This window comes from Streptomyces sp. NPDC015127 (assembly GCF_043080095.1).
GTDB lineage: Bacteria > Actinomycetota > Actinomycetes > Streptomycetales > Streptomycetaceae > Streptomyces.
In genome coordinates this window covers 88,936-108,502 of sequence record NZ_JBIBVE010000006.1, presented here as the reverse complement: position 1 = coordinate 108,502, position 19,567 = coordinate 88,936, and the positions used below count along the sequence as shown (strand labels likewise).

The window sequence follows — 19,567 nt, the reverse complement described above, 5'->3', positions numbered from 1 at the left end:
GCGACTCCGGCCGGTCGCCGTGGGGCCCACTCCGGCCTCGCTCGGCGTCCGGGCAACTCCAGCCTCGCCGGCGATTGAGGCGCGGGGTCCGGGGCAGAGCCCCGCGGGACCGCCGTGCGAACCGGTTCGCCCGCCTTGGGCCCCCACGCGCCCCCGACGCCGACGCACCACACGACCCCCGGCCACACGCGCACCCGCGGGCGACGCACCCCTCAGCCGCGCAGCGGAAGCGCCTGGCCCGCCACCACCAGCAGCACGTGCTCGCACTCCGCCGCGAACGCCGCGTTCAGGCGCCCCAGTTCGTCACGGAAGCGGCGCCCCGACGACGTCGCCGGGACCACGCCCGAGCCCGCCTCGTTCGTGACCGCCACCACCGTGCGCCCCGTCTCCCGCACCGCAGCGACCAGTTCGGCCGTCCGCGCGCGCAGCGTCCGCTCGCCCTGCGCCGCCCACTTCGCGTCGTCCCACGCGTCCGCACGGTCCATCGCGTCGGTCAGCCACAGCGACAGACAGTCGATCAGCAGCGGCGGCCCGTCCTCGCCGAGCAGCGGCACCAGGTCGCATGTCTCGGTCGTACGCCACGAGCCGGGCCGCCGCTCGCGGTGCGCCGCCACCCGCGCCGCCCACTCCGCGTCGCCGTCGCGGCGCCCGCCGGTCGCGACGTACAGCACGTCCGGAAACGCCTCCAGCCGCCGCTCCGCCTCCAGCGACTTGCCCGAACGGGCCCCGCCGGTCACCAGCGTGCGCCGGGGCACGTCCGGGACGGCGTGGTACTCGCCGACGATCAGCGTCGTCCCGTCCGGCACCGCCCGCGCCCCCGCGGCTGCGAGCCGCCGCGCCAGCTCGGGACCGCCGGGCACGTCGTGGTCCAGATGGGCCGCGATCACGTCGGTCGTGGACCCGATCGCCCCCGCGGCCCGCAGCCGCGCCACCGCGTCGGGCCGCCCGACGACGTCGGCGACGACCATCTCGTACGCCGCGAGCCCCTCCGCCAGGCCGGCCGGTGCCGCGCCCGGCGGCAGGTACAGCAGGCGCTCGCCCTCCGGCGACGTCACCTCGTACCCCGTCCCCGGGTGGTCGACCGACACCGCCCGCACCCGGTGCCCGCTGATCAGCGTCAGCTCGCGCCCGTCCGGGACCCGGCCGGCCGCCGGCAGCCCGGCCGGGAGGTCGACCGCGGGCCCGTCGTGCGGGTGGGTCAGCAGTACCTGGCGTACGCCGACGAGCGAATGCCCCGCCCGCGCAGCCGCCAGCGCGGCGCCCGGCGTGAGGTCGAGCAGCAGCGCCCCGTCCACGAGGAGGGCGGTGGCGGCCCGCGCCTCGGCGCCGCGAGCGGTCGCGCACACGGCACAGGGGCAGTCGGAGCGGGGGAGTCCGGCGGGCGCGCCGGTGCCGAGCAGAGTCAGTTCCACGCCCCTGATCCTCCCGCGTCCCCGCAGCGGGTGCGCGCCCGGCTACGCTGCGGGCAGCAAACTGATCAGCTGCCAGGGACCCGGAGGCGCACATGGCATGGACGTGGCGGTTCGAGAAGTCCGACGGTACGGAGGTGCCTCCGGCCGTGGAGCCGGAGGAGTTCACCACCCAGGGCGACGCCGAGTCGTGGATCGGTGAGCACTGGAAGGAGCTCCAGGAGGGCGGGGCGGACCAGGTGGTGCTGTCGGAGGACGGGGCGAAGATCTACGGCCCGATGAGCCTCCACGCGTCGTAGCCCCGGGCGTACGCCCCACACCGGGCCGGGCCACGCGCGTGGCCCGGCCCGCACGTACCCCGGCCCGCACGTACCCCGGGCGCGACGGCCCCCGGCCCGCCGGGGCCTCAGATCTCGCCCAGCGTGATCCGAGCCGTGCGCTCCGACCCGCCCCGCTCGTACGTCACCGTCACCTCGTCGCCCGGCCGCCGCGACGCCAGCGCCTCCGCCAGCGACGTGATCGTCGTGATCTCCGCGTTCCCCAGCTTCCTGATGATGTCGCGCGCCCGCAGCCCGGCCTTCTCCGCGGCGCCGCCCTCCATGACCTCGACCACCACCACGCCTGCCGGGTTGTAGCCGGCGTCGAGGAACGTACGGCCCGTGATGCCGAGCGCCGCCCGGCCGGAGTCCGTGACCCGGCCCGTCCTGATGATCTGGTCGGCGACCGTACGCACCATCGACACCGGGATCGCGAAGCCGATGCCGGGCGCCGCGCCCTGACCCAGCGAGGGGTCCGTCGCGGCGAGCGTCGGGATGCCGATGACCTCGCTGTCCAGATTGACCAGGGCGCCCCCGCTGTTGCCCGGGTTGATCGCGGCCGAGGTCTGCACCATGTTGCCGATGGTCGCCCCGGTCCCGCCGTCCTGGTCGCTCTCGCTCACCGTGCGGCCCACGGCCGAGACGATGCCCTGCGTGACGCTGCTGGACAGCCCCAGCGGCGACCCCATGGCGAGCACGATCTGGCCGACCGCGACCGTGGACGAGTCGCCGAACTTCGCCGCCTTCAGCCCGTCGGGCACGGACTCCAGCCGGATGACCGCGAGGTCCTGTTCCGGATACGAGAAGACCAGCCGCGCCGTGACGGGCGCCTCGCCCGTCGCCAGCGTCACCCGGAACGACTCGGCGTCGCCCACGACATGCGCGTTGGTGACGATGTGTCCCTTGTCGTCGTAGACGACCCCGGAGCCGAGGCTCTCGCCCGCCTCGATCTGCACGACCGACGGCAGCACGTTCCCGATGACGGCCCGGTAGTCGTCCTCCAGCTCGTTCGCGGCCGTCGGCGCCAGAGCGCGCGCGGCCGCGGTCGACGGCGCGGACGGCTGCGGCGACGGTGCCTGCGAGCAGCCGGCGACGAGAACGGCCGCGCAGAGCGCGGCCGTGACGGGCAGTGGACGGCGGCGGGGCGTACGGCGGTGCGGGGATGCGCTCATGCCCGGAGTATCCCTTTTGCCCCATGGCGGGTGCCTGTCGGGCGCCGCCGATCAGGGGCCGGTGGGCCCCGGCCCCTCAGGCCCGCCGCACTCCGCACAGGTGCAGCAGTGCCGCCACCCGCCGGTAGGGATCGGTACGACCCGCGCGTTCCTCCACGGCCAGCAGCCGCTGGAGCTCCTCCGCCGCGGGCAGTTCGACGTCGTTGCCGACGTTGTCCGTGAAGACCCGCACCCCGTACCACGCGTGCAGCGGGGCGTTGATCCCCTCGAGCGTCTCGCTCAGCGCGGCCAGCCGGTCGGCCCGTACGGTCAGCCCGAGCCGGTTCGTGTACATGTCCGTGTCGAACGCGCACTGGGCCGCGGGCCAGTCACCGGCGAGACCCGGCCGCATCGCCAGGGCGTCCCCGTTGCGCACGAGGAGGGACAGCAGGCCGCCCGGCGCCAGCATGCGAGCGAGGCCCGCGAGCATCGCGTCCGGCTCGGCGACGTACATCAGGACGCCGTGGCAGAGCACCACGTCGAAGCTGCCGGGCAGGAAGTGCACGCCGGTGTCGCGTCCGTCGCCCTCGATCAGCCGGACCCGCTCGCGGATCCCGGCCGGTTCGCCGGCCAGCGCGTCACGCGCCGCCTTCAGCATGACCGCGTCCGACTCCAGGCCCGTGACCGTGTGCCCGGCCCGCGCGAGCCGCAGGGCCTGCGTGCCCTGGCCCATGCCCACGTCGAGCACCCTCAGCCGCTGCCCGACCGGGTAGCGGGCGGAGATCTGCTCCTCCAGCTGACGCGCGACGAGTTCCTGGCGGACGGTGTTGCGCAGTCCGCCGGCACCCGCGAGCCACTCGGCCGACGCCCCGGAAAAACCGGAGGGCTCGGCGGAGTGCGTGCTCAGGGTCGCTCTCCGCGCTTGACCTGCGGCTTGGGCAGACGCAGCCGGCGCATCTGGAGCGTACGCATCAGGCCGTACGCGACGGCGCCGCGCTTCGCCTCGTGCGGGAAGCGCTCGCGCAGCTGCTTCTTCAGGCGGATCGCCAGACCGATCGAGTCGATGACGATGAGCACGATCACGCCGAGCCACAGCAGCAGCGCGATGTTCTGCAACTGCGCGACGCGGATCATGCTCAGTACGAGGATGACCACCGCGAGCGGCAGGAAGAACTCGGCGATGCAGAAGCGGGAGTCGACGAAGTCGCGCACGAAGCGCCGCACGGGACCCTTGTCACGGGCCGGCAGGTAGCGCTCGTCACCGCTGGCGAGGGCCTCGCGCTGCTTGGCCAGCTCCGCACGGCGGGTCTCGCGCTGGCGCTTCATCGCCTCCTTGCGGTCCTGCGGTGGGGTGGACGCACGGCGCCGCTGGCCCTGGGCCTCGGCGCGCTTCGGTGTCGGGCGGCCCTTGGGGGCCTCGGGGTCGCGGGGCTGCTTGGAGAGGTCCGCCGTCACCTTTTCGGTGGGGGCCTTCTCGTCCTTGGAACGGCTACGGAACACAAAGCCCAAGGGTACGGGGTGCCAGGCATGGACCCCACCCCGGCGGGGAACGATCCCGCAACGGCGTGCGTCCCTAATGGACACAAGCGCCACAGAGCGGACGCCCGGTGGCGGGTCCCTGACGATCACCTACTCCCTGGGCCGGATCGGAGTCGTCCGCAGTCGTCCTTGGGGAGGAGCGCATCCGCGCTCGAACAGTGCGGTAATGGTTGCAGGGCCCGTACTGTGGGTTCTGTTGGAGTGGTGGAAGCCGAGTCCGTCAGAAGGGGGCGCGCGAAGCCCATGAGCGGTGTCATGAAGCGTATGGGGATGATCTTCCGCGCGAAGGCGAACAAGGCCCTTGACCGGGCCGAGGACCCGCGCGAAACCCTCGATTACTCGTACCAGAAGCAGCTGGAGCTGCTCCAGAAGGTACGCCGTGGAGTCGCGGACGTCGCGACGTCCCGCAAGCGCCTGGAGCTCCAGCTGAACCAGCTCCAGGGCCAGTCCGCCAAGCTGGAGGACCAGGGCCGCAAGGCGCTGGCGCTGGGACGCGAGGACCTGGCACGCGAGGCGCTCTCCCGCCGCGCGGCGCTCCAGCAGCAGGTCACGGACCTGGAGACCCAGCACCAGACCCTGCAGGGCGAGGAGGAGAAGCTCACGCTCGCCGCGCAGCGGCTGCAGGCCAAGGTCGACGCCTTCCGTACGAAGAAGGAGACGATCAAGGCGACGTACACGGCGGCCCAGGCGCAGACCCGGATCGCGGAGTCCTTCTCCGGCATCTCGGAGGAGATGAGCGACGTCGGCGTCGCCATCCAGCGCGCCGAGGACAAGACCGCGCAGCTCCAGGCTAGGGCGGGTGCGATCGACGAGCTGCTGGCCTCCGGTGCTCTCGACGACCAGTCGGGCCTGGCGAAGGACGACATCCAGGCAGAGCTCGACCGCCTCTCCGGCGGCACGGACGTCGAGCTGGAGCTCCAGCGGATGAAGGCCGAGCTGGCCGGCGGTTCGGCGTCGCAGCAGGCGATCGAGGGCGGCGCGGGCCGGCAGGACGCCGCGCAGCAGCAGAACTCGCCGAAGTTCGACAAGCAGTAGTCCCGCAGGTACCCGCACGAGGTAAAGGACTCGTCATGATCGTACGGATCATGGGGGAGGGGCAGCTGGAGGTGGCGGACAGCCACTTCCCGGAGCTGAACAAGCTCGACGACGAGCTGCTCGCGGAGATGGAGAGCGGCGACGGCACCGGCTTCCGCCGCACCCTGCACGCGCTGCTCGAAAAGGTCCGCGAGCTCGGCCGGCCGCTGCCCGACGCTTCCCTGGAGCCGTCCGAGCTGATCCTCCCCGCGCCGGACGCGACTCTGGAGGAGGTCCGCGAGCTGCTGGGCGAGGACGGCCTGATCCCGGCGGCCACGGAACCGGAATCCTCCCGCACGGCCCCCGCCGAGAACCCGGAGCCCGTCGAGCCACCGGACTGACGGGGACTCCTCCCCCTGCGCCCTCCTGCCCGGGGGCCCTATGCCGGCCCACGGGGGGAGCGGCTTCGCGCGGCCGGTCCGCCTCCGCCGCGCACCCCGTAACGTAACTGGACGTGACCTCACTCGCCGATCGGGTCTCCCGGACCCAGCACTGGCTGCGCGCCCACCCGCTCGCGTTCGACGCCGCGCTCGCCGTCGCCGTGCTCGCCTGCATGGTCACCGGCTCCTTCGCCGACCCGCACGGACCCCACGGCCCCACCTTCGGCACCCGCACGCCCGAGCTCCGCAGCGCCGTCCTGATGGTCGTCGCCGCGGGCGCCCTCGTCTTCAGGCGGCGCGAACCGATGGCCGTGCTCGGGGTGACCGGTCTCGTGTCCGTCGTCGAGCTCGTGGTCGGCGACCCCGCCGCGCCCGTCGCCATGAGCGCCGTCATCGCCCTGTACACCGTCGCCTCCACCACCGACCGGCCCACGACCTGGCGCGTCGGGCTGCTGACGATGGCCGTACTGACCGGCGCCGCGATGTCCTTCGGCTCCACGCCCTGGTACACCCAGGAGAACCTCGGCATCTTCGCCTGGACCGGCATGGCCGCCGCCGCGGGCGACGCGGTCCGCAGCCGCCGCGCCTTCGTCGACGCCATACGGGAGCGGGCCGAGCGCGCCGAGCGGACCCGTGAGGAGGAGGCCGGGCGCCGCGTCGCCGAGGAGCGGCTGCGCATCGCCCGCGATCTGCACGACGTCGTCGCCCACCACATCGCCCTGGTCAACGTGCAGGCCGGCGTCGCCGCCCACGTCATGGACAAACGGCCCGACCAGGCCAAGGAAGCCCTCGCCCATGTCCGCGAGGCCAGCCGCTCCGCCCTCAACGAACTGCGCGCCACCGTCGGGCTGCTGCGCCAGTCCGGCGACCCCGAGGCACCCACCGAACCGGCCCCGGGCCTCGCGGTCCTCGACCAGCTGGTCGTCACCTTCCGCCAGGCGGGCCTGCCCGTCGAGGTCGCCCGCGCCGACGACGACGCCGCCCCGCCCGCGGCCGTGGACCTGGCCGCGTACCGGATCATCCAGGAGTCGCTGACCAATGTGCAGAAGCACGCGGGCCCGGACGCGAAGGCCGAGGTGAGCGTGGTGCGCGTCGGCGCCACGCTGGAGGTGACCGTCATCGACAACGGCGCCGACCTCCCGGGCCCGTCCGATGGCACGGGCCCGTCGGACGGCGGCGGCCACGGGCTGATCGGTATGCGCGAGCGGGTCATCGCGCTCGGCGGCACCCTGACCGCGGGCCCCCGCTACGGGGGCGGCTTCCGGGTGCAGGCGATACTGCCCCTGAATGCGCGGGCCGCCCGCGCGGGGGAGGACCGATGACCATCAGGGTGCTGCTCGCCGACGACCAGACGCTGCTGCGCAGCGCGTTCAAGGTCCTCGTGGACTCCGAGCCGGACATGGAGGTCGTCGCCGAGGCCGCCGACGGCGAGCAGGCTGTCGCCCTGACGCGGACCGCACGCGCCGACGTCGTTCTGATGGACATCCGGATGCCGGGCACGGACGGGCTCGCCGCCACCCGCATGATCAGTGCGGACCCCGATCTGTCGCACGTACGGGTGGTCATGCTGACGACCTTCGAGGTGGACGAGTACGTCGTCCAGTCGCTGCGCGCCGGTGCCTCCGGCTTCCTCGGCAAGGGCGCCGAGCCCGAGGAACTGCTCAACGCCATCCGTGTCGCCGCCGCCGGAGAGGCGCTGCTGTCCCCGGCGGCGACCAAGGGGCTGATCGCCAAGTTCCTCGCCCAGGGCGGCCGTTCGGACAACCCGGCCGAACCCGGCGTGTACACGGAGCGGCTGTCCGCGCTCACCGGCCGCGAGCGCGAGGTGCTGGTGCTGGTCGCCGGCGGGCACTCCAACGACGAGATCGCCGACCGCCTCGAGGTCAGCCCGCTCACCGTCAAGACCCATGTGAACCGGGCGATGGCCAAGCTCGGCGCCCGCGACCGGGCCCAGCTGGTGGTCACGGCGTACGAGTCCGGACTGGTACGTCCGAGGGCGGAGTAGCCCGCCGTACGCCGAGGGGCGCCCCACCGTCCGGTGGGGCGCCCCTCGGCGTACGGTGCGGAACGGCTACGGCAGCGCCAGCATCCGCTCCAGCGCCAGCTTCGCGAAGCTCTCCGTCTCCTTGTCGACCTGGATGCGGTTGACCAGGTTCCCCTCGGCCAGCGACTCCAGCGCCCACACCAGGTGCGGCAGGTCGATGCGGTTCATCGTGGAGCAGAAGCAGACCGTCTTGTCGAGGAAGACGATCTCCTTGCCCTCGTCCGCGAAACGATTCGCCAGGCGGCGGACCAGGTTCAGCTCCGTGCCGATGGCCCACTTCGAGCCGGCCGGCGCCGCCTCCAGCGTCTTGATGATGTACTCGGTCGAGCCCACGTAGTCCGCGGCCGCGACGACCTCGTGCTTGCACTCCGGGTGCACCAGCACGTTCACGCCCGGGATCCGCTCACGCACGTCGTCGACCGAGTCCAGCGAGAAGCGGCCGTGCACCGAGCAGTGCCCGCGCCACAGGATCATCTTCGCGTTTCGCAGCTGCTCGGCCGTCAGCCCGCCGCCCGGCTTGTGCGGGTTGTAGACCACGCAGTCGTCCAGCGACATGCCCATGTCGCGGACGGCCGTGTTGCGGCCCAGGTGCTGGTCCGGCAGGAACAGGACCTTCTCCCCCTGCTCGAAGGCCCAGTCCAGCGCCCGCTTCGCGTTCGACGACGTGCAGATCGTGCCGCCGTGCTTGCCGGTGAACGCCTTGATGTCCGCGGAGGAGTTCATGTACGAGACGGGCACGACCTGCTCGGCGATGCCCGCCTCCGTCAGCACGTCCCAGCACTCGGCGACCTGTTCGGCCGTGGCCATGTCGGCCATCGAGCAGCCGGCCGCCAGGTCGGGCAGCACGACCTTCTGATCGTCGGAGGTCAGGATGTCCGCCGACTCGGCCATGAAGTGCACACCGCAGAAGACGATGTACTCGGCCTCCGGCCGCGCCGCGGCGTCCTTGGCCAGCTTGAAGGAGTCGCCGGTGACGTCCGCGAACTGGATGACCTCGTCACGCTGGTAGTGGTGGCCCAGGACGAAGACCTTGCTGCCGAGCTTCTCCTTGGCCGCGCGGGCGCGCTCCACCAGGTCCGGATCGGACGGCGAGGGCAGGTCGCCGGGGCACTCGACTCCGCGCTCGCTGCGGGGGTCGGCCTCGCGGCCGAGCAGCAGCAGGGCGAGCGGCGTCGGCTGGACGTCGAGCTCGGGGCGGGTTGGGGCGGTGGTCACGACACGCACCCTTTCTTCGTCTGACAGAGGGCTTCTCGTCTATTTGACGCTATCTATCATAACCGCTTCACGTCACTTTGACGATGGCCATAGCGTCGATGTGACGCACCCCCTGTCCACAGGCCGGTGCCTTGCGCCGACCAGGTGTGCGAGCATGAAAGGGAAAGACTAGGGCTCGCCCGGAATGAATCCGGGACCCGGCCGGTTGCACCCGTCGGCAAGCAGTCTCCGTACTACCCGGGAGAGAAGCAGATGTCCGTATCGGACGAGACCACCACCGTGAGCGACGGCATCCTCCTGTCCGACGCCGCCGCGGCCAAGGTCAAGGCCCTGCTGGACCAGGAAGGCCGTGACGACCTGGCCCTGCGCGTCGCGGTTCAGCCCGGCGGCTGCTCCGGTCTGCGTTACCAGCTGTTCTTCGACGAGCGTTCGCTGGACGGCGACGTCGTCAAGGACTTCGGCGGCGTCAAGGTCGTCACCGACCGCATGAGCGCCCCGTACCTGGGCGGTGCGTCGATCGACTTCGTCGACACCATCGAGAAGCAGGGCTTCACCATCGACAACCCGAACGCGACGGGCTCCTGCGCCTGCGGCGACTCGTTCAGCTGAGACGACCCCGCCTCGCACGCCGAAGCCCGGCGAAGCACGGCGAAAGGCGGCGGCCCCGATCCCGGGACCGCCGCCTTCGGCGTGTGCGGGCGCTGCTATCCCTTGCGGGGCAGTGCCTTGCCCGTGCTCGCGTCCACGACCTTCCGGCCGTCCAGGGGCGCGTCCAGCGTCACCGACTCCGTGAGCTCCTTGGCCATGGCGATGCACACCCGGTCCGGGTCCGGATTCGGCTCGACGATCTCGACCGTCACCTGATCGGCGCTCTCGGTCGCCCGCGCCTCGTAGTCGCTGCACACCCCGCCCCAGAACGTCACCTTCAGCGTCCTGCCCTCGGCGCTGTACGAGATGGCCGGCGGGGAGGGCACCTTCTTCTCCGGGTCGGTCGGAGTGACGTCCTTCTGCGGCGGCTCCGCGGGCTTGAGATACGCCGGCTCCACCGCGGGATGCGTGACCGTGAACGGATCGGCCTGACCCTTCGCCGCCACCTGGAACAGCCAGGACGGCACCAGCGCCTGCCGCCCGTCCACGTACTGCGCGGCCAGACCGAAGACGGCCTTCTCGATCGTCAGCACCTCCGGTGCCGGAGTGCCGCTCGCCGGCTCGCACGGCGCGGAGGGCCGCTGCTCGCCCTCCCGGGCCTTGTCCTCGTGCGGTACGGGCGTCGCGCAGCCGCCGATGCCGATCGGGCCGCCGCCCTTCCCGGCCTCGTTCAGCGCCTTCACCGCCTCGTCGGCGGAGATCACCGGATAGCTGTGGGACTTCACGGGCTTCTTCAGCTGCCCGCTGCCGCCGACCACCTGGCCGTCCGCGCCGACCTGGATGCCGGTGGTCCAGCCGTACGTGGGCAGGCCGCCCACGACCGGGTCGGCGTTCACCACCCGTACTGCGCCCATCAGCTGCCGGGCGTCGAGCTTCGCGTCGTCCTGGCCGACCGCGGCCAGCACCGGTGCCGCCGCCTTCTTCGCGGCCGCCTCGTCGACCGCCGGGCCGGGCTCGTCCGGCGCGACGGAGCCGCCGGCCGGACAGTCCTTGCCCTTCAGGCAGTTGTCGCCGCCGGGCGAAGCCCCGTAACGGGCGAACGTCCAGGTGCCCGGAGCGTCCTTGTTCACCTGGAGCATGGGGCCCGAACCGTCCTTGTCCGCCCCGATCTTCCAGGCGGCACCGACCAGCTGCGGCGAACCCGCCACACCGAGCGCCTTCGCCAGACGCGCGACCTCGGACTCCGTCACCGAGCCGGCCGCCCGGTGCACGGCGGCCCGCTCGGGCCCCTCCGGCAGATCGTCCGCGGCCCGGTAGACGACTCCGCCGCCGTTCGGGTCGGGCTCGCCCGGAGCGATGGAGCCCGTACTCCCGTCGGCGCCGCCCGGCGCGTCCAGGGAGAGCAGCGGAGCGGGCCCGTCGGCGCCGTTCTTCGCGTCGGCCGCCGTGTCCGTGCCGCCGCCCAGTCCGGCGGTCGCGACGTACGCCCCGCCTCCGCCGGCGACCAGCACCGCCGCCGCCACCGAGGCGACGACGAGCGGGGAACGCCGGTGGCGAGGGCTGTCGTGCGTCTTGTCCGTGCTGCTCACCGCATCGCTCCTTGTCTCGTGCCTCCTGCTGCGGAGGGCACGGATGGGACGGAGCGGGGGAGCGTGTGGTTCCCTCGCGTCGCTCGGCTCAGTCGCCGTAGTCGGACATCGCGTCCACGAGCCGGGCCGAGGCCGGCGGCACGACGACCCCGTGGATGAGCGAGTGGTGCACCGGCGCGGGCGCCGTCTCCGCGGGGACGACCCAGTGCGGTGCCATGCGCGCGCAGTCGCCGCGCAGCTGGTCGAGACTCATCTCGGACTCCCGCGACTCGCGCGCGGCGATGTGCTTGGTCATAGCGGCACCGTACGCACCGGGGGCTGACGGAAAAAAGCCCTACTATCGGGTAGTTTCCGCACGTGGCAGGGGTGCGGAACCCGGTAGCGTGGACGGGCACCGCCAACCCGGCCAACCGCCCCAGGAGCGCCTCACCGTGCGTATCGCAGTCACCGGCTCCATCGCCACTGACCATCTCATGACCTTCCCCGGCCGTTTCGCCGACCAGTTGGTCGCGGACCAGTTGCACACGGTCTCCCTGTCCTTCCTCGTCGACAACCTCGATGTCCGCAGGGGTGGTGTCGCGGCGAACATCTGCTTCGGCATGGGCCAGCTGGGCACCGGTCCGATCCTCGTCGGCGCCGCCGGCTCGGACTTCGACGAGTACCGTGCCTGGCTCGACCGCCACGGCGTGGACACCGCGTCGGTGCGCATCTCCGAGGTCCTGCACACCGCCCGCTTCGTGTGCACCACCGACGCGGACCACAACCAGATCGGCTCCTTCTACACGGGCGCGATGAGCGAGGCCCGCCAGATCGAGCTCAAGTCCGTGGCCGACCGGGTCGGCGGCCTGGACCTCGTCCTGATCGGCGCGGACGACCCCGAGGCGATGCTGCGCCACACCGAGGAGTGCCGCTCCCGCGCCATCCCGTTCGCCGCGGACTTCTCGCAGCAGATCGCGCGCATGGACGGCGACGAGATCCGGATACTGCTGGACGGTGCCGCGTACCTCTTCTCCAACGAGTACGAGAAGGGCCTCATCGAGTCCAAGACCGGCTGGACCGACGAGGAGATCCTGGCCCGCGTCGGCCACCGGGTCACCACCCTCGGCTCGCGGGGTGTGCGCATCGAGGCGGCGGGCGAGGAGATCATCGAGGTCGGCTGCCCGGAGGAGGAGGCCAAGGTCGACCCGACGGGCGTCGGCGACGCCTTCCGGGCCGGCTTCCTGTCGGGCCTGTCGTGGGGCGTGGGCCATGAGCGGGCGGCGCAGGTGGGCTGCATGCTGGCGACGCTCGTGATCGAGACGCTGGGCACGCAGGAGTACACGCTGCGGCGTGCGCACTTCATGGACCGCTTCACCAAGGCGTACGGCCACGACGCGGCCTCCGAGGTCCACGCCCACCTGTCCTGATGCTCAGGGGACCCCGCCGGTCCGGCGGGGTCCCTACACCAGCCGACGCACCACGTACGCGACCCCGCGCTCCGCCGCCTGTTCCCCCACGTACTCCTGGCCCCTCATCCCGCACCACGCCGGGATGTCCAGCCGGGCCGCCTCGTCGTCCGAGAGCACCGTGACCGTCGCGCCGACCGGCACGTCGCCGATCACCTTCGCCAGCTCGATGACCGGGATCGGGCACCTCCTGCCCAGCGCGTCCACGACGAGTGACGAGCCCTTGCCGGACGGCTCCACGGAGGGCTCCGGCGCGCCGAGCCGCTCGCGGACCGACGACACCACCCGCGGCAGCACCTCCAGGAAGGCGTCCACGTCCGAAGCCGTCGTACCGAGCGGCAGCGACACCCGGACGTTCCCCTCCGACAGCACCCCCATCGCCCGCAGCACATGGCTCGGCGTCAGCGTGCTGCTCGTGCACGACGAACCGGACGACACCGAGTAGCCCTCCCGGTCCAGCTCGTGCAGCACTGTCTCCCCGTCGACATAGAGACAGGAGAACGTCACCAGGTGGGGCAGCCGCCGCACCGGGTCGCCCACCACCTCCACGTCCGGCACCAGCTCCGGCACCCGCGTGCGGATCTGGTCCACCAGGGCCCGCAGGCGTACCGCCTGTTCCGCCGCCTCCGCGCGGACCGCGCGCAGCGACGCCGCCGCCGCCACGATCGCGGGGATGTTCTCGAAGCCCGGCGCGCGCCCCGACTCCCGCTCGTCGGCGGGGCCCTGCGGGGCGAACCGGACACCCTTGCGCACCGCGAGCAGCCCGACCCCCGCCGGCCCGCCCCACTTGTGCGCGCTCGCGGCCAGCAGCGACCAGTCGCCCTCCACCGGCCCCCACGGCAGGGACTGCGCCGCGTCCACCAGCAGCGGTACGCCCGCCTCCCGGCAGGCGGCGGCCACCGCGGCGACCGGCTGCTCGGTGCCCACCTCGTGGTTGGCGGACTGGAGGCAGGCCAGCGCCGTCACGGGCCCGAGGGCGGCGGCGAACTCGTCGGCGGACACCGAGCCGAGCCGGTCCACCCCCACCTCCGTCACCGACCCGCCCGACGACTCCCACGAGGCCGCCGAGTGCAGCACGGCGGAGTGCTCGACGGAGGACACCACGAGGTGGCGGCCGACACGCCGACGCGCGGCGAGCGCCCCGGAGATCCCGGAGTGCAGTGCGTGCGTCCCCGAAGGAGTGAAGACGATCTCGTCGGGCCGGCAGCCGACGGCCTCCGCGGCCGCCTCCCGGGCGGCGTCCAGCAACAGCCGCGCCCGCCGCCCCTCGCGGTAGAGCCGGGCCGGGTCGGCCCAGCCCTCGTCGAGCGAGGCCTGGAGGGCCTGACGTGCGACCGGGTGCAGGGGCGCGGAGGATGCGGCATCGAAGTAGGGCACGTCCTCACGCTAACTCCGGACGGTCCTCGCGCCGCCTCCGGACGGTCCCCACACTGGCTCCGGACGGTCCTCACACTGGCTCCGGACGGTCCTCACACTGGCTCCGCGACGGTCCGCACGCCGGCTCCGGACGGTCCTCCCGTCGGCTCCGGGCAGGAGAGAGGGCGTCAGATTCGGGGCCGGAGCGGGGCATTCCGGGCCCCCGGACCGGGCTTTCCACCCCTTCGGGGTGTCGGACGGCGCGTTGGGCACCCTCCCCGCGCGACCCCAAATAGCGTCCAGTAGGGTTTGGTCCGCATAAACATCCAAACCCCTGCCCGCGTCAGGGCCGGCGACCGACCAGCGAGACGGCCGCAGCCGGTCGCGCGGGCCGAGACTCTCGGGAAGGCGCTACGTGAGTCCCAACGGCTCCGACCTCCCCCGCAGCCAAGGCGCGGGTGGTACCCCCACGTCGCGGCGCCCGATGCGGCGGAAGCTGCCGCAGGTGCTGACTGCGGGCCTGATCCTGGCTACCGCCTCCGGTTGCTCATACAACTGGGAGGACTTCCCCCGGCTGGGCATGCCCACTCCGGTGACGGAGGAGGCCCCGCGGATCCTCTCCCTCTGGCAGGGCTCGTGGGCGGCAGCGCTCGCCACGGGCGTGCTGGTGTGGGGTCTGATCCTGTGGAGCATCTTCTTCCACCGGCGCAGCCGCACCAAGGTGGAGGTACCTCCGCAGACCCGGTACAACATGCCCATCGAGGCCCTGTACACCGTGGTCCCGATCATCATCGTTTCGGTGCTCTTCTACTTCACCGCGCGTGACGAGTCGAAGCTGCTCGCCCTCTCGGACAAGCCCGCCCACACCATCAACGTGGTCGGCTACCAGTGGAGCTGGGGCTTCAACTACGTCGAGAACGTCGACGGTGACGCCAAGACCGGAGTCGAGGTCCCCAAGGAGCTCGACGCCGTTCCGGACAAGTACCAGGAGAACTTCCCCGAGGGTGCCGAGGGCGTCTACGACGCCGGTATCCCCGGGACCCGGAACCCGCAGACCGGTAACCCGGGCCCGACGCTGTGGCTGCCCGAGGGAGAGAAGGTCCGGTTCATCCTGACCTCTCGCGACGTCATCCACTCCTTCTGGGTGGTCCCCTTCCTGTTCAAGCAGGACGTCATCCCCGGCCACACCAACGTCTTCGAGGTGACCCCCAACAGGGAGGGCACCTTCCTCGGCAAGTGCGCCGAGCTCTGCGGCGTCGACCACTCCCGGATGCTCTTCAATGTCAAGGTCGTCTCCCCGGAGCGCTACCAGCAGCACCTGAAGGAGCTCGCCGAAAAGGGGCAGACCGGCTTCATCCCGTCGGGCATTGAGCAGACGGACCCGGCCAGGAATGCGGAGAAGAACCAACTGTGAGCATCCTCAACGAACCCCAGGGTGCCGCCACGGCAGATGAAGACTCGTACGAGAACGAGCTGCCGGTCCGGCGCAAGCAGCCCGGCAATGTCGTCGTGAAGTGGCTGACGACCACCGACCACAAGACGATCGGCACGCTGTACCTCGTCACCTCGTTCATCTTCTTCTGCATCGGTGGCCTGATGGCGCTCTTCATGCGCGCCGAGCTGGCCCGTCCGGGCACGCAGATCATGTCGAACGAGCAGTTCAACCAGGCGTTCACGATGCACGGCACGATCATGCTGCTGATGTTCGCGACGCCGCTGTTCGCCGGATTCGCGAACTGGATCATGCCGCTCCAGATCGGCGCGCCCGACGTGGCGTTCCCGCGGCTGAACATGTTCGCGTACTGGCTCTACCTCTTCGGCTCGCTGATCGCGGTGGCCGGCTTCCTCACCCCGCAGGGTGCGGCCGACTTCGGCTGGTTCGCCTACTCCCCGCTGTCGGACGCCGTCCGCTCGCCGGGTGTCGGCGCCGACATGTGGATCATGGGTCTGGCCTTCTCCGGCTTCGGCACGATCCTCGGCTCGGTCAACTTCATCACCACGATCATCTGCATGCGCGCCCCCGGCATGACGATGTTCCGGATGCCGATCTTCACCTGGAACGTGCTGCTGACCGGTGTGCTGGTCCTGCTCGCCTTCCCGGTCCTGGCCGCCGCGCTGTTCGCCCTGGAGGCGGACCGCAAGTTCGGGTCGCACATCTTCGACGCCTCCAACGGCGGCGCGTTGCTGTGGCAGCACCTCTTCTGGTTCTTCGGGCACCCAGAGGTGTACATCATCGCCCTGCCGTTCTTCGGCATCGTCTCGGAGATCATTCCGGTCTTCTCCCGCAAGCCGATGTTCGGTTACATCGGCCTGGTGGGCGCGACCATCGCGATCGCCGGTCTGTCCGTGACGGTGTGGGCCCACCACATGTACGTCACCGGCGGCGTGCTGTTGCCGTTCTTCTCCTTCATGACGTTCCTCATCGCCGTCCCGACCGGTGTGAAGTTCTTCAACTGGATCGGCACGATGTGGAAGGGCTCGCTGTCCTTCGAGACACCGATGCTCTGGACGATCGGCTTCCTGGTCACCTTCACCTTCGGTGGTCTGACCGGCGTCATCCTGGCCTCGCCGCCGATGGACTTCCACGTCTCCGACTCGTACTTCGTCGTCGCGCACTTCCACTACGTCGTCTTCGGCACCGTGGTCTTCGCGATGTTCGCCGGATTCCACTTCTGGTGGCCGAAGTTCACGGGCAAGATGCTGGACGAGCGGCTCGGCAAGATCACGTTCTGGACGCTGTTCATCGGCTTCCACGGCACGTTCCTGGTGCAGCACTGGCTGGGTGCCGAGGGCATGCCGCGTCGTTACGCGGACTACCTCGCTGCCGACGGCTTCACCGCGCTGAACACGATCTCCACGATCAGCTCGTTCGTGCTGGGCCTGTCGGTCCTGCCCTTCATGTACAACGTCTGGAAGACGGCGAAGTACGGCAAGCAGATCGAGGTCGACGACCCCTGGGGCTACGGCCGTTCGCTGGAGTGGGCCACGTCCTGCCCGCCGCCGCGGCACAACTTCCTCACGCTGCCGCGCATCCGCAGCGAATCTCCCGCGTTCGATCTGCACCACCCGGAGATCGCGGCTCTCGACCAGCTCGAGCACGGCGGCATCCCGGCCGGCGTGACGGCCGGTGGCAAGGAGGAGAGCAAGTGAAGATCCAGGGCAAGATGTTCCTCTGGCTGGGCGTCTTCATCCTGGCCATGGCCGTCCTGTACGGCGTGTGGTCGAAGGAGCCGGCCGGTACCACCGCGCTGTTCCTGGCCTTCGGCCTGAGCGTCATGATCGGCTACTACCTGGCCTTCACGGCCAGGCGGGTGGACGCCATGGCCCAGGACAACAAGGAAGCCGATGTGGCCGACGAGGCCGGCGAGGTGGGCTTCTTCTCCCCGCACAGCTGGCAGCCGCTCTCGCTGGCCATCGGTGGTGCCCTCGCCTTCCTCGGTGTCGCGATCGGCTGGTGGCTGCTGTACTTCTCGCTGCCGCTGATCCTGGTCGGCATCTTCGGCTGGGTGTTCGAGTACTACCGCGGCGAGAGCCAGAACCAGTAACGCCGCGTCAAGCGCGACACGTCGGGCCCGGGTCCCCTTCACTCCAAAGAAGGCGGATCCGGGCCCCTCGTTTGGAGTCATCCAGCGCGCCGCTCGTGACAAGCGTTCATAGCGTGTGCTCATGAACCACACGCCTCACTTTCGCACCGTTCTCAGCTGCATTCTGGCGGCCCTGGCCCTCGGAGCGGTCGCGACCGCGTGCGGCGAGCCCGACGGCCATCCCCTCGCCGCCCAGCCCTACGACGCGGCGCGGCAGGTCAGCTTCAACGCCGACGCCGGCGACCGCAAGGTGGACCCCGACAAGCCGCTCGAAGTCACCGCCGAAGGCGACTCCGGCCGCATCACCGACGTCACCGTCATCGACAACGCCGGGCACTACCTCGCCGGCGAACTCTCCGCGGACGGCCTGCGCTGGCGCTCCACCGCCCCCCTCGCGGCCGGCGCCCGCTACACGATGAAGGTCGCCACGGAGGACGAGGACGGCGCGCCCGGTCTGCGTACGCTCACCTTCGAGACCAAGCCCGCCAATCGCTTCCTGACCGCCGAGTTCGGCCCGAAGGCGGGCACGTACGGCGTGGGCCAGCCGGTCACCGCCAAGCTCAGCATGGCCGTCAAGGGCAACGACGCCAGGCGGGTCGTCGAACGCGCCCTGAAGGTCAACTCCAAGCCCGCCGTGGAGGGCTCCTGGTACTGGGTGGACGACAAGACGCTCCACTACCGCCCGAAGGAGTACTGGCCCACAGGAACGGTCGTCAACGCGACCAGCAACCTCGCGGGGGTGAAGGTCGAGAACAAGCTCTACGGCGGCCGCTCCAACCCGCTGAAGATCACCATCGGCGACCGCATCGAGGCCATAACCGACGCCGCATCGCACTCCATGGTGGTCAAGCGCAACGGAGAAGTGATCAACACCATTCCGGTGACCACCGGCAAGCCCGGCTTCGCCACGCGCAACGGCATCAAGGTCGTGCTCGGCAAGGAGTCCTTCGTCCGGATGCGCAGCACCAGCATCGGCATCGCCGAGGGCAGCTCGGAGTCGTACGACCTGCCTGTCTACTGGGCGACCCGCGTCACCTGGAGCGGTGAATACGTCCACGCGGCGCCGTGGTCCGTCGGATCACAGGGCCTCGCCAACGTCAGCCACGGCTGCACCGGGATGTCCACCGCCAACGCCGCCTGGTTCTTCAACACGGTCCGGGAGGGCGACATCGTCGAGGTCGTCAACAGCTACGGCGACATAATGGACACCTTCGGCAACGGCTTCGGCGACTGGAACCTGTCCTGGGACAAGTGGCGCGAAGGCAGCGCCCTGACCGGCGGCACGCCCCAGGAAACCGGCAGTGCCGCCGTCGCCGCCCGCCTCAGGCCCGCTGTTTAGGAAGAGGCGCTCAGGCGGCGTGGTGGGAGAGCCGGCGGCGCAGCAGAGAGGCCAGTGCCTCGGCGAACTCCACCGGCTCCACCGGAAGCGTCACCGCCGCCTCCGCGCGGCTCCAGGTCGCCAGCCAGGCGTCCTGGGGGCGGCCGATGAGCAGCAGCACCGGCGGGCAGTCGAAGATCTCGTCCTTGATCTGCCGGCACACGCCCATGCCGCCCGCCGGAACGGTCTCACCGTCCAGCACGCACGCGTCGATGCCGCCCTCGTCGAGCGCCTTGAGCACGGCGGGCAGGGTCGCGCACTCCACGAACCGCACCGGCGGCACGTCCGCGGCCGGCCTGCGACCCGTTGCCAACCTGACCTGCTCGCGGGTATTGGCATCGTCGCTGTAGACCAGGACCGTGGCGCTCGACTGCATGGTTCCTCCGCCTCGTACGAACAGAGCTTGTGGCGCGGATGCTACTCCTCCCGACTGGCTGTCAACACCGGTTCGGACATGCCTTCGATGGGCCGTTCGGGCTGGACAGGGCCCACCAACAC

19 protein-coding genes and 1 pseudogene are annotated in these 19,567 nt (G+C 71.1%); 11 read left to right on the top strand and 9 right to left on the bottom strand.

Annotated features, from left to right (window positions below):
* Positions 1 to 212: 212 nt before the first annotated feature.
* Positions 213 to 1,412, bottom strand: coding sequence for a bifunctional adenosylcobinamide kinase/adenosylcobinamide-phosphate guanylyltransferase (locus tag ACF08N_RS13740; RefSeq protein WP_392324785.1), 1,200 nt, complete (start codon positions 1,410 to 1,412; stop codon positions 213 to 215).
* A gap of 92 nt (positions 1,413 to 1,504) precedes the next feature.
* Here ACF08N_RS13740 and ACF08N_RS13735 point away from each other — a divergent pair, with 92 nt between their 5' ends.
* The gene (locus tag ACF08N_RS13735) at positions 1,505 to 1,708 is read left to right on the top strand and encodes a hypothetical protein (RefSeq protein ID WP_392324784.1); all 204 of its coding nucleotides are present in this window, start codon (positions 1,505 to 1,507) and stop codon (positions 1,706 to 1,708) included.
* Between the two features lie 107 nt (positions 1,709 to 1,815).
* Here the strand turns inward: ACF08N_RS13735 and ACF08N_RS13730 are convergent, their stop codons facing one another.
* From ACF08N_RS13730 to ACF08N_RS13720, 3 genes are all read right to left on the bottom strand, one after another.
* On the bottom strand, positions 1,816 to 2,898 hold the full coding sequence (locus ACF08N_RS13730) for a S1C family serine protease (protein WP_392324783.1): 1,083 nt from the start codon (positions 2,896 to 2,898) through the stop codon (positions 1,816 to 1,818).
* 76 nt (positions 2,899 to 2,974) lie between these two features.
* Entirely contained in the window at positions 2,975 to 3,712 is a 738-nt protein-coding gene (locus ACF08N_RS13725; protein ID WP_392325052.1) for a class I SAM-dependent methyltransferase, read from the bottom strand.
* A 68-nt stretch (positions 3,713 to 3,780) separates the two neighbouring features.
* On the bottom strand, positions 3,781 to 4,377 hold the full coding sequence (locus ACF08N_RS13720; protein WP_392324782.1) for a DUF3043 domain-containing protein: 597 nt from the start codon (positions 4,375 to 4,377) through the stop codon (positions 3,781 to 3,783).
* Between the two features lie 282 nt (positions 4,378 to 4,659).
* On the opposite strand from ACF08N_RS13720, the gene ACF08N_RS13715 reads away from it, so the two are divergent.
* The 4 genes and pseudogenes from ACF08N_RS13715 to ACF08N_RS13700 all read left to right on the top strand — a co-directional run bounded on the left by ACF08N_RS13715 (position 4,660) and on the right by ACF08N_RS13700 (position 7,875).
* On the top strand, positions 4,660 to 5,451 hold the full coding sequence (locus tag ACF08N_RS13715; RefSeq protein ID WP_392324781.1) for a PspA/IM30 family protein: 792 nt from the start codon (positions 4,660 to 4,662) through the stop codon (positions 5,449 to 5,451).
* Between the two features lie 35 nt (positions 5,452 to 5,486).
* Positions 5,487 to 5,759, top strand: a pseudogene (locus ACF08N_RS13710) (hypothetical protein); the annotation flags it as partial.
* Positions 5,760 to 5,944: 185 nt separating this feature from the next.
* Positions 5,945 to 7,192 (top strand): sensor histidine kinase, encoded by a 1,248-nt coding sequence (locus tag ACF08N_RS13705; protein WP_392324780.1) that lies wholly within the window; start codon positions 5,945 to 5,947, stop codon positions 7,190 to 7,192.
* A complete protein-coding gene (locus ACF08N_RS13700) occupies positions 7,189 to 7,875 on the top strand; it encodes a response regulator (RefSeq protein WP_392324779.1) in 687 nt (228 codons plus the stop codon). Before ACF08N_RS13705 ends, ACF08N_RS13700 begins: the two co-directional genes overlap by 4 nt.
* A 66-nt stretch (positions 7,876 to 7,941) precedes the next feature.
* Here the strand turns inward: ACF08N_RS13700 and nadA are convergent, their stop codons facing one another.
* Positions 7,942 to 9,138 (bottom strand): quinolinate synthase NadA, encoded by a 1,197-nt coding sequence (gene nadA / locus ACF08N_RS13695; RefSeq protein ID WP_392324778.1) that lies wholly within the window; start codon positions 9,136 to 9,138, stop codon positions 7,942 to 7,944.
* A 243-nt stretch (positions 9,139 to 9,381) separates the two neighbouring features.
* Between nadA and ACF08N_RS13690 the strand changes: the two genes are divergently transcribed.
* Positions 9,382 to 9,738 carry an iron-sulfur cluster assembly accessory protein gene (locus tag ACF08N_RS13690; RefSeq protein ID WP_030745999.1) on the top strand — a complete coding sequence of 119 codons (357 nt, stop codon included), beginning with the start codon at positions 9,382 to 9,384 and terminating at the stop codon, positions 9,736 to 9,738.
* 95 nt (positions 9,739 to 9,833) lie between these two features.
* Here the strand turns inward: ACF08N_RS13690 and ACF08N_RS13685 are convergent, their stop codons facing one another.
* Positions 9,834 to 11,306: a hypothetical protein gene (locus tag ACF08N_RS13685; protein WP_392324777.1), complete on the bottom strand. Its 1,473-nt coding sequence runs from the start codon at positions 11,304 to 11,306 to the stop codon at positions 9,834 to 9,836.
* Between the two features lie 88 nt (positions 11,307 to 11,394).
* Entirely contained in the window at positions 11,395 to 11,601 is a 207-nt protein-coding gene (locus ACF08N_RS13680; RefSeq protein WP_392324776.1) for a hypothetical protein, read from the bottom strand.
* A gap of 136 nt (positions 11,602 to 11,737) precedes the next feature.
* Here ACF08N_RS13680 and ACF08N_RS13675 point away from each other — a divergent pair, with 136 nt between their 5' ends.
* Positions 11,738 to 12,712, top strand: coding sequence for a carbohydrate kinase family protein (locus ACF08N_RS13675; protein ID WP_392324775.1), 975 nt, complete (start codon positions 11,738 to 11,740; stop codon positions 12,710 to 12,712).
* Positions 12,713 to 12,745: 33 nt separating this feature from the next.
* On the opposite strand, the gene ACF08N_RS13670 is transcribed toward ACF08N_RS13675, so the two are convergent.
* Positions 12,746 to 14,128: a cysteine desulfurase/sulfurtransferase TusA family protein gene (locus tag ACF08N_RS13670; RefSeq protein ID WP_392324774.1), complete on the bottom strand. Its 1,383-nt coding sequence runs from the start codon at positions 14,126 to 14,128 to the stop codon at positions 12,746 to 12,748.
* A 394-nt stretch (positions 14,129 to 14,522) separates the two neighbouring features.
* Here ACF08N_RS13670 and coxB point away from each other — a divergent pair, with 394 nt between their 5' ends.
* The 4 genes from coxB to ACF08N_RS13650 all read left to right on the top strand — a co-directional run bounded on the left by coxB (position 14,523) and on the right by ACF08N_RS13650 (position 19,030).
* A complete protein-coding gene (coxB, locus tag ACF08N_RS13665) occupies positions 14,523 to 15,521 on the top strand; it encodes a cytochrome c oxidase subunit II (RefSeq protein ID WP_392324773.1) in 999 nt (332 codons plus the stop codon).
* Complete coding sequence (gene ctaD / locus ACF08N_RS13660) at positions 15,518 to 17,257, top strand: cytochrome c oxidase subunit I (RefSeq protein ID WP_392324772.1); 1,740 nt, start codon at positions 15,518 to 15,520, stop codon at positions 17,255 to 17,257. The genes coxB and ctaD overlap by 4 nt, the downstream gene beginning before the upstream one ends.
* Complete coding sequence (locus ACF08N_RS13655) at positions 17,254 to 17,652, top strand: cytochrome c oxidase subunit 4 (protein ID WP_392324771.1); 399 nt, start codon at positions 17,254 to 17,256, stop codon at positions 17,650 to 17,652. The genes ctaD and ACF08N_RS13655 overlap by 4 nt, the downstream gene beginning before the upstream one ends.
* 121 nt (positions 17,653 to 17,773) lie before the next feature.
* The gene (locus ACF08N_RS13650; RefSeq protein WP_392324770.1) at positions 17,774 to 19,030 is read left to right on the top strand and encodes an Ig-like domain-containing protein; all 1,257 of its coding nucleotides are present in this window, start codon (positions 17,774 to 17,776) and stop codon (positions 19,028 to 19,030) included.
* A 10-nt stretch (positions 19,031 to 19,040) separates the two neighbouring features.
* Here ACF08N_RS13650 and ACF08N_RS13645 read toward each other — a convergent pair whose 3' ends face one another.
* Positions 19,041 to 19,445 (bottom strand): hypothetical protein, encoded by a 405-nt coding sequence (locus tag ACF08N_RS13645; RefSeq protein ID WP_392324769.1) that lies wholly within the window; start codon positions 19,443 to 19,445, stop codon positions 19,041 to 19,043.
* Positions 19,446 to 19,567 lie beyond the last annotated feature (122 nt).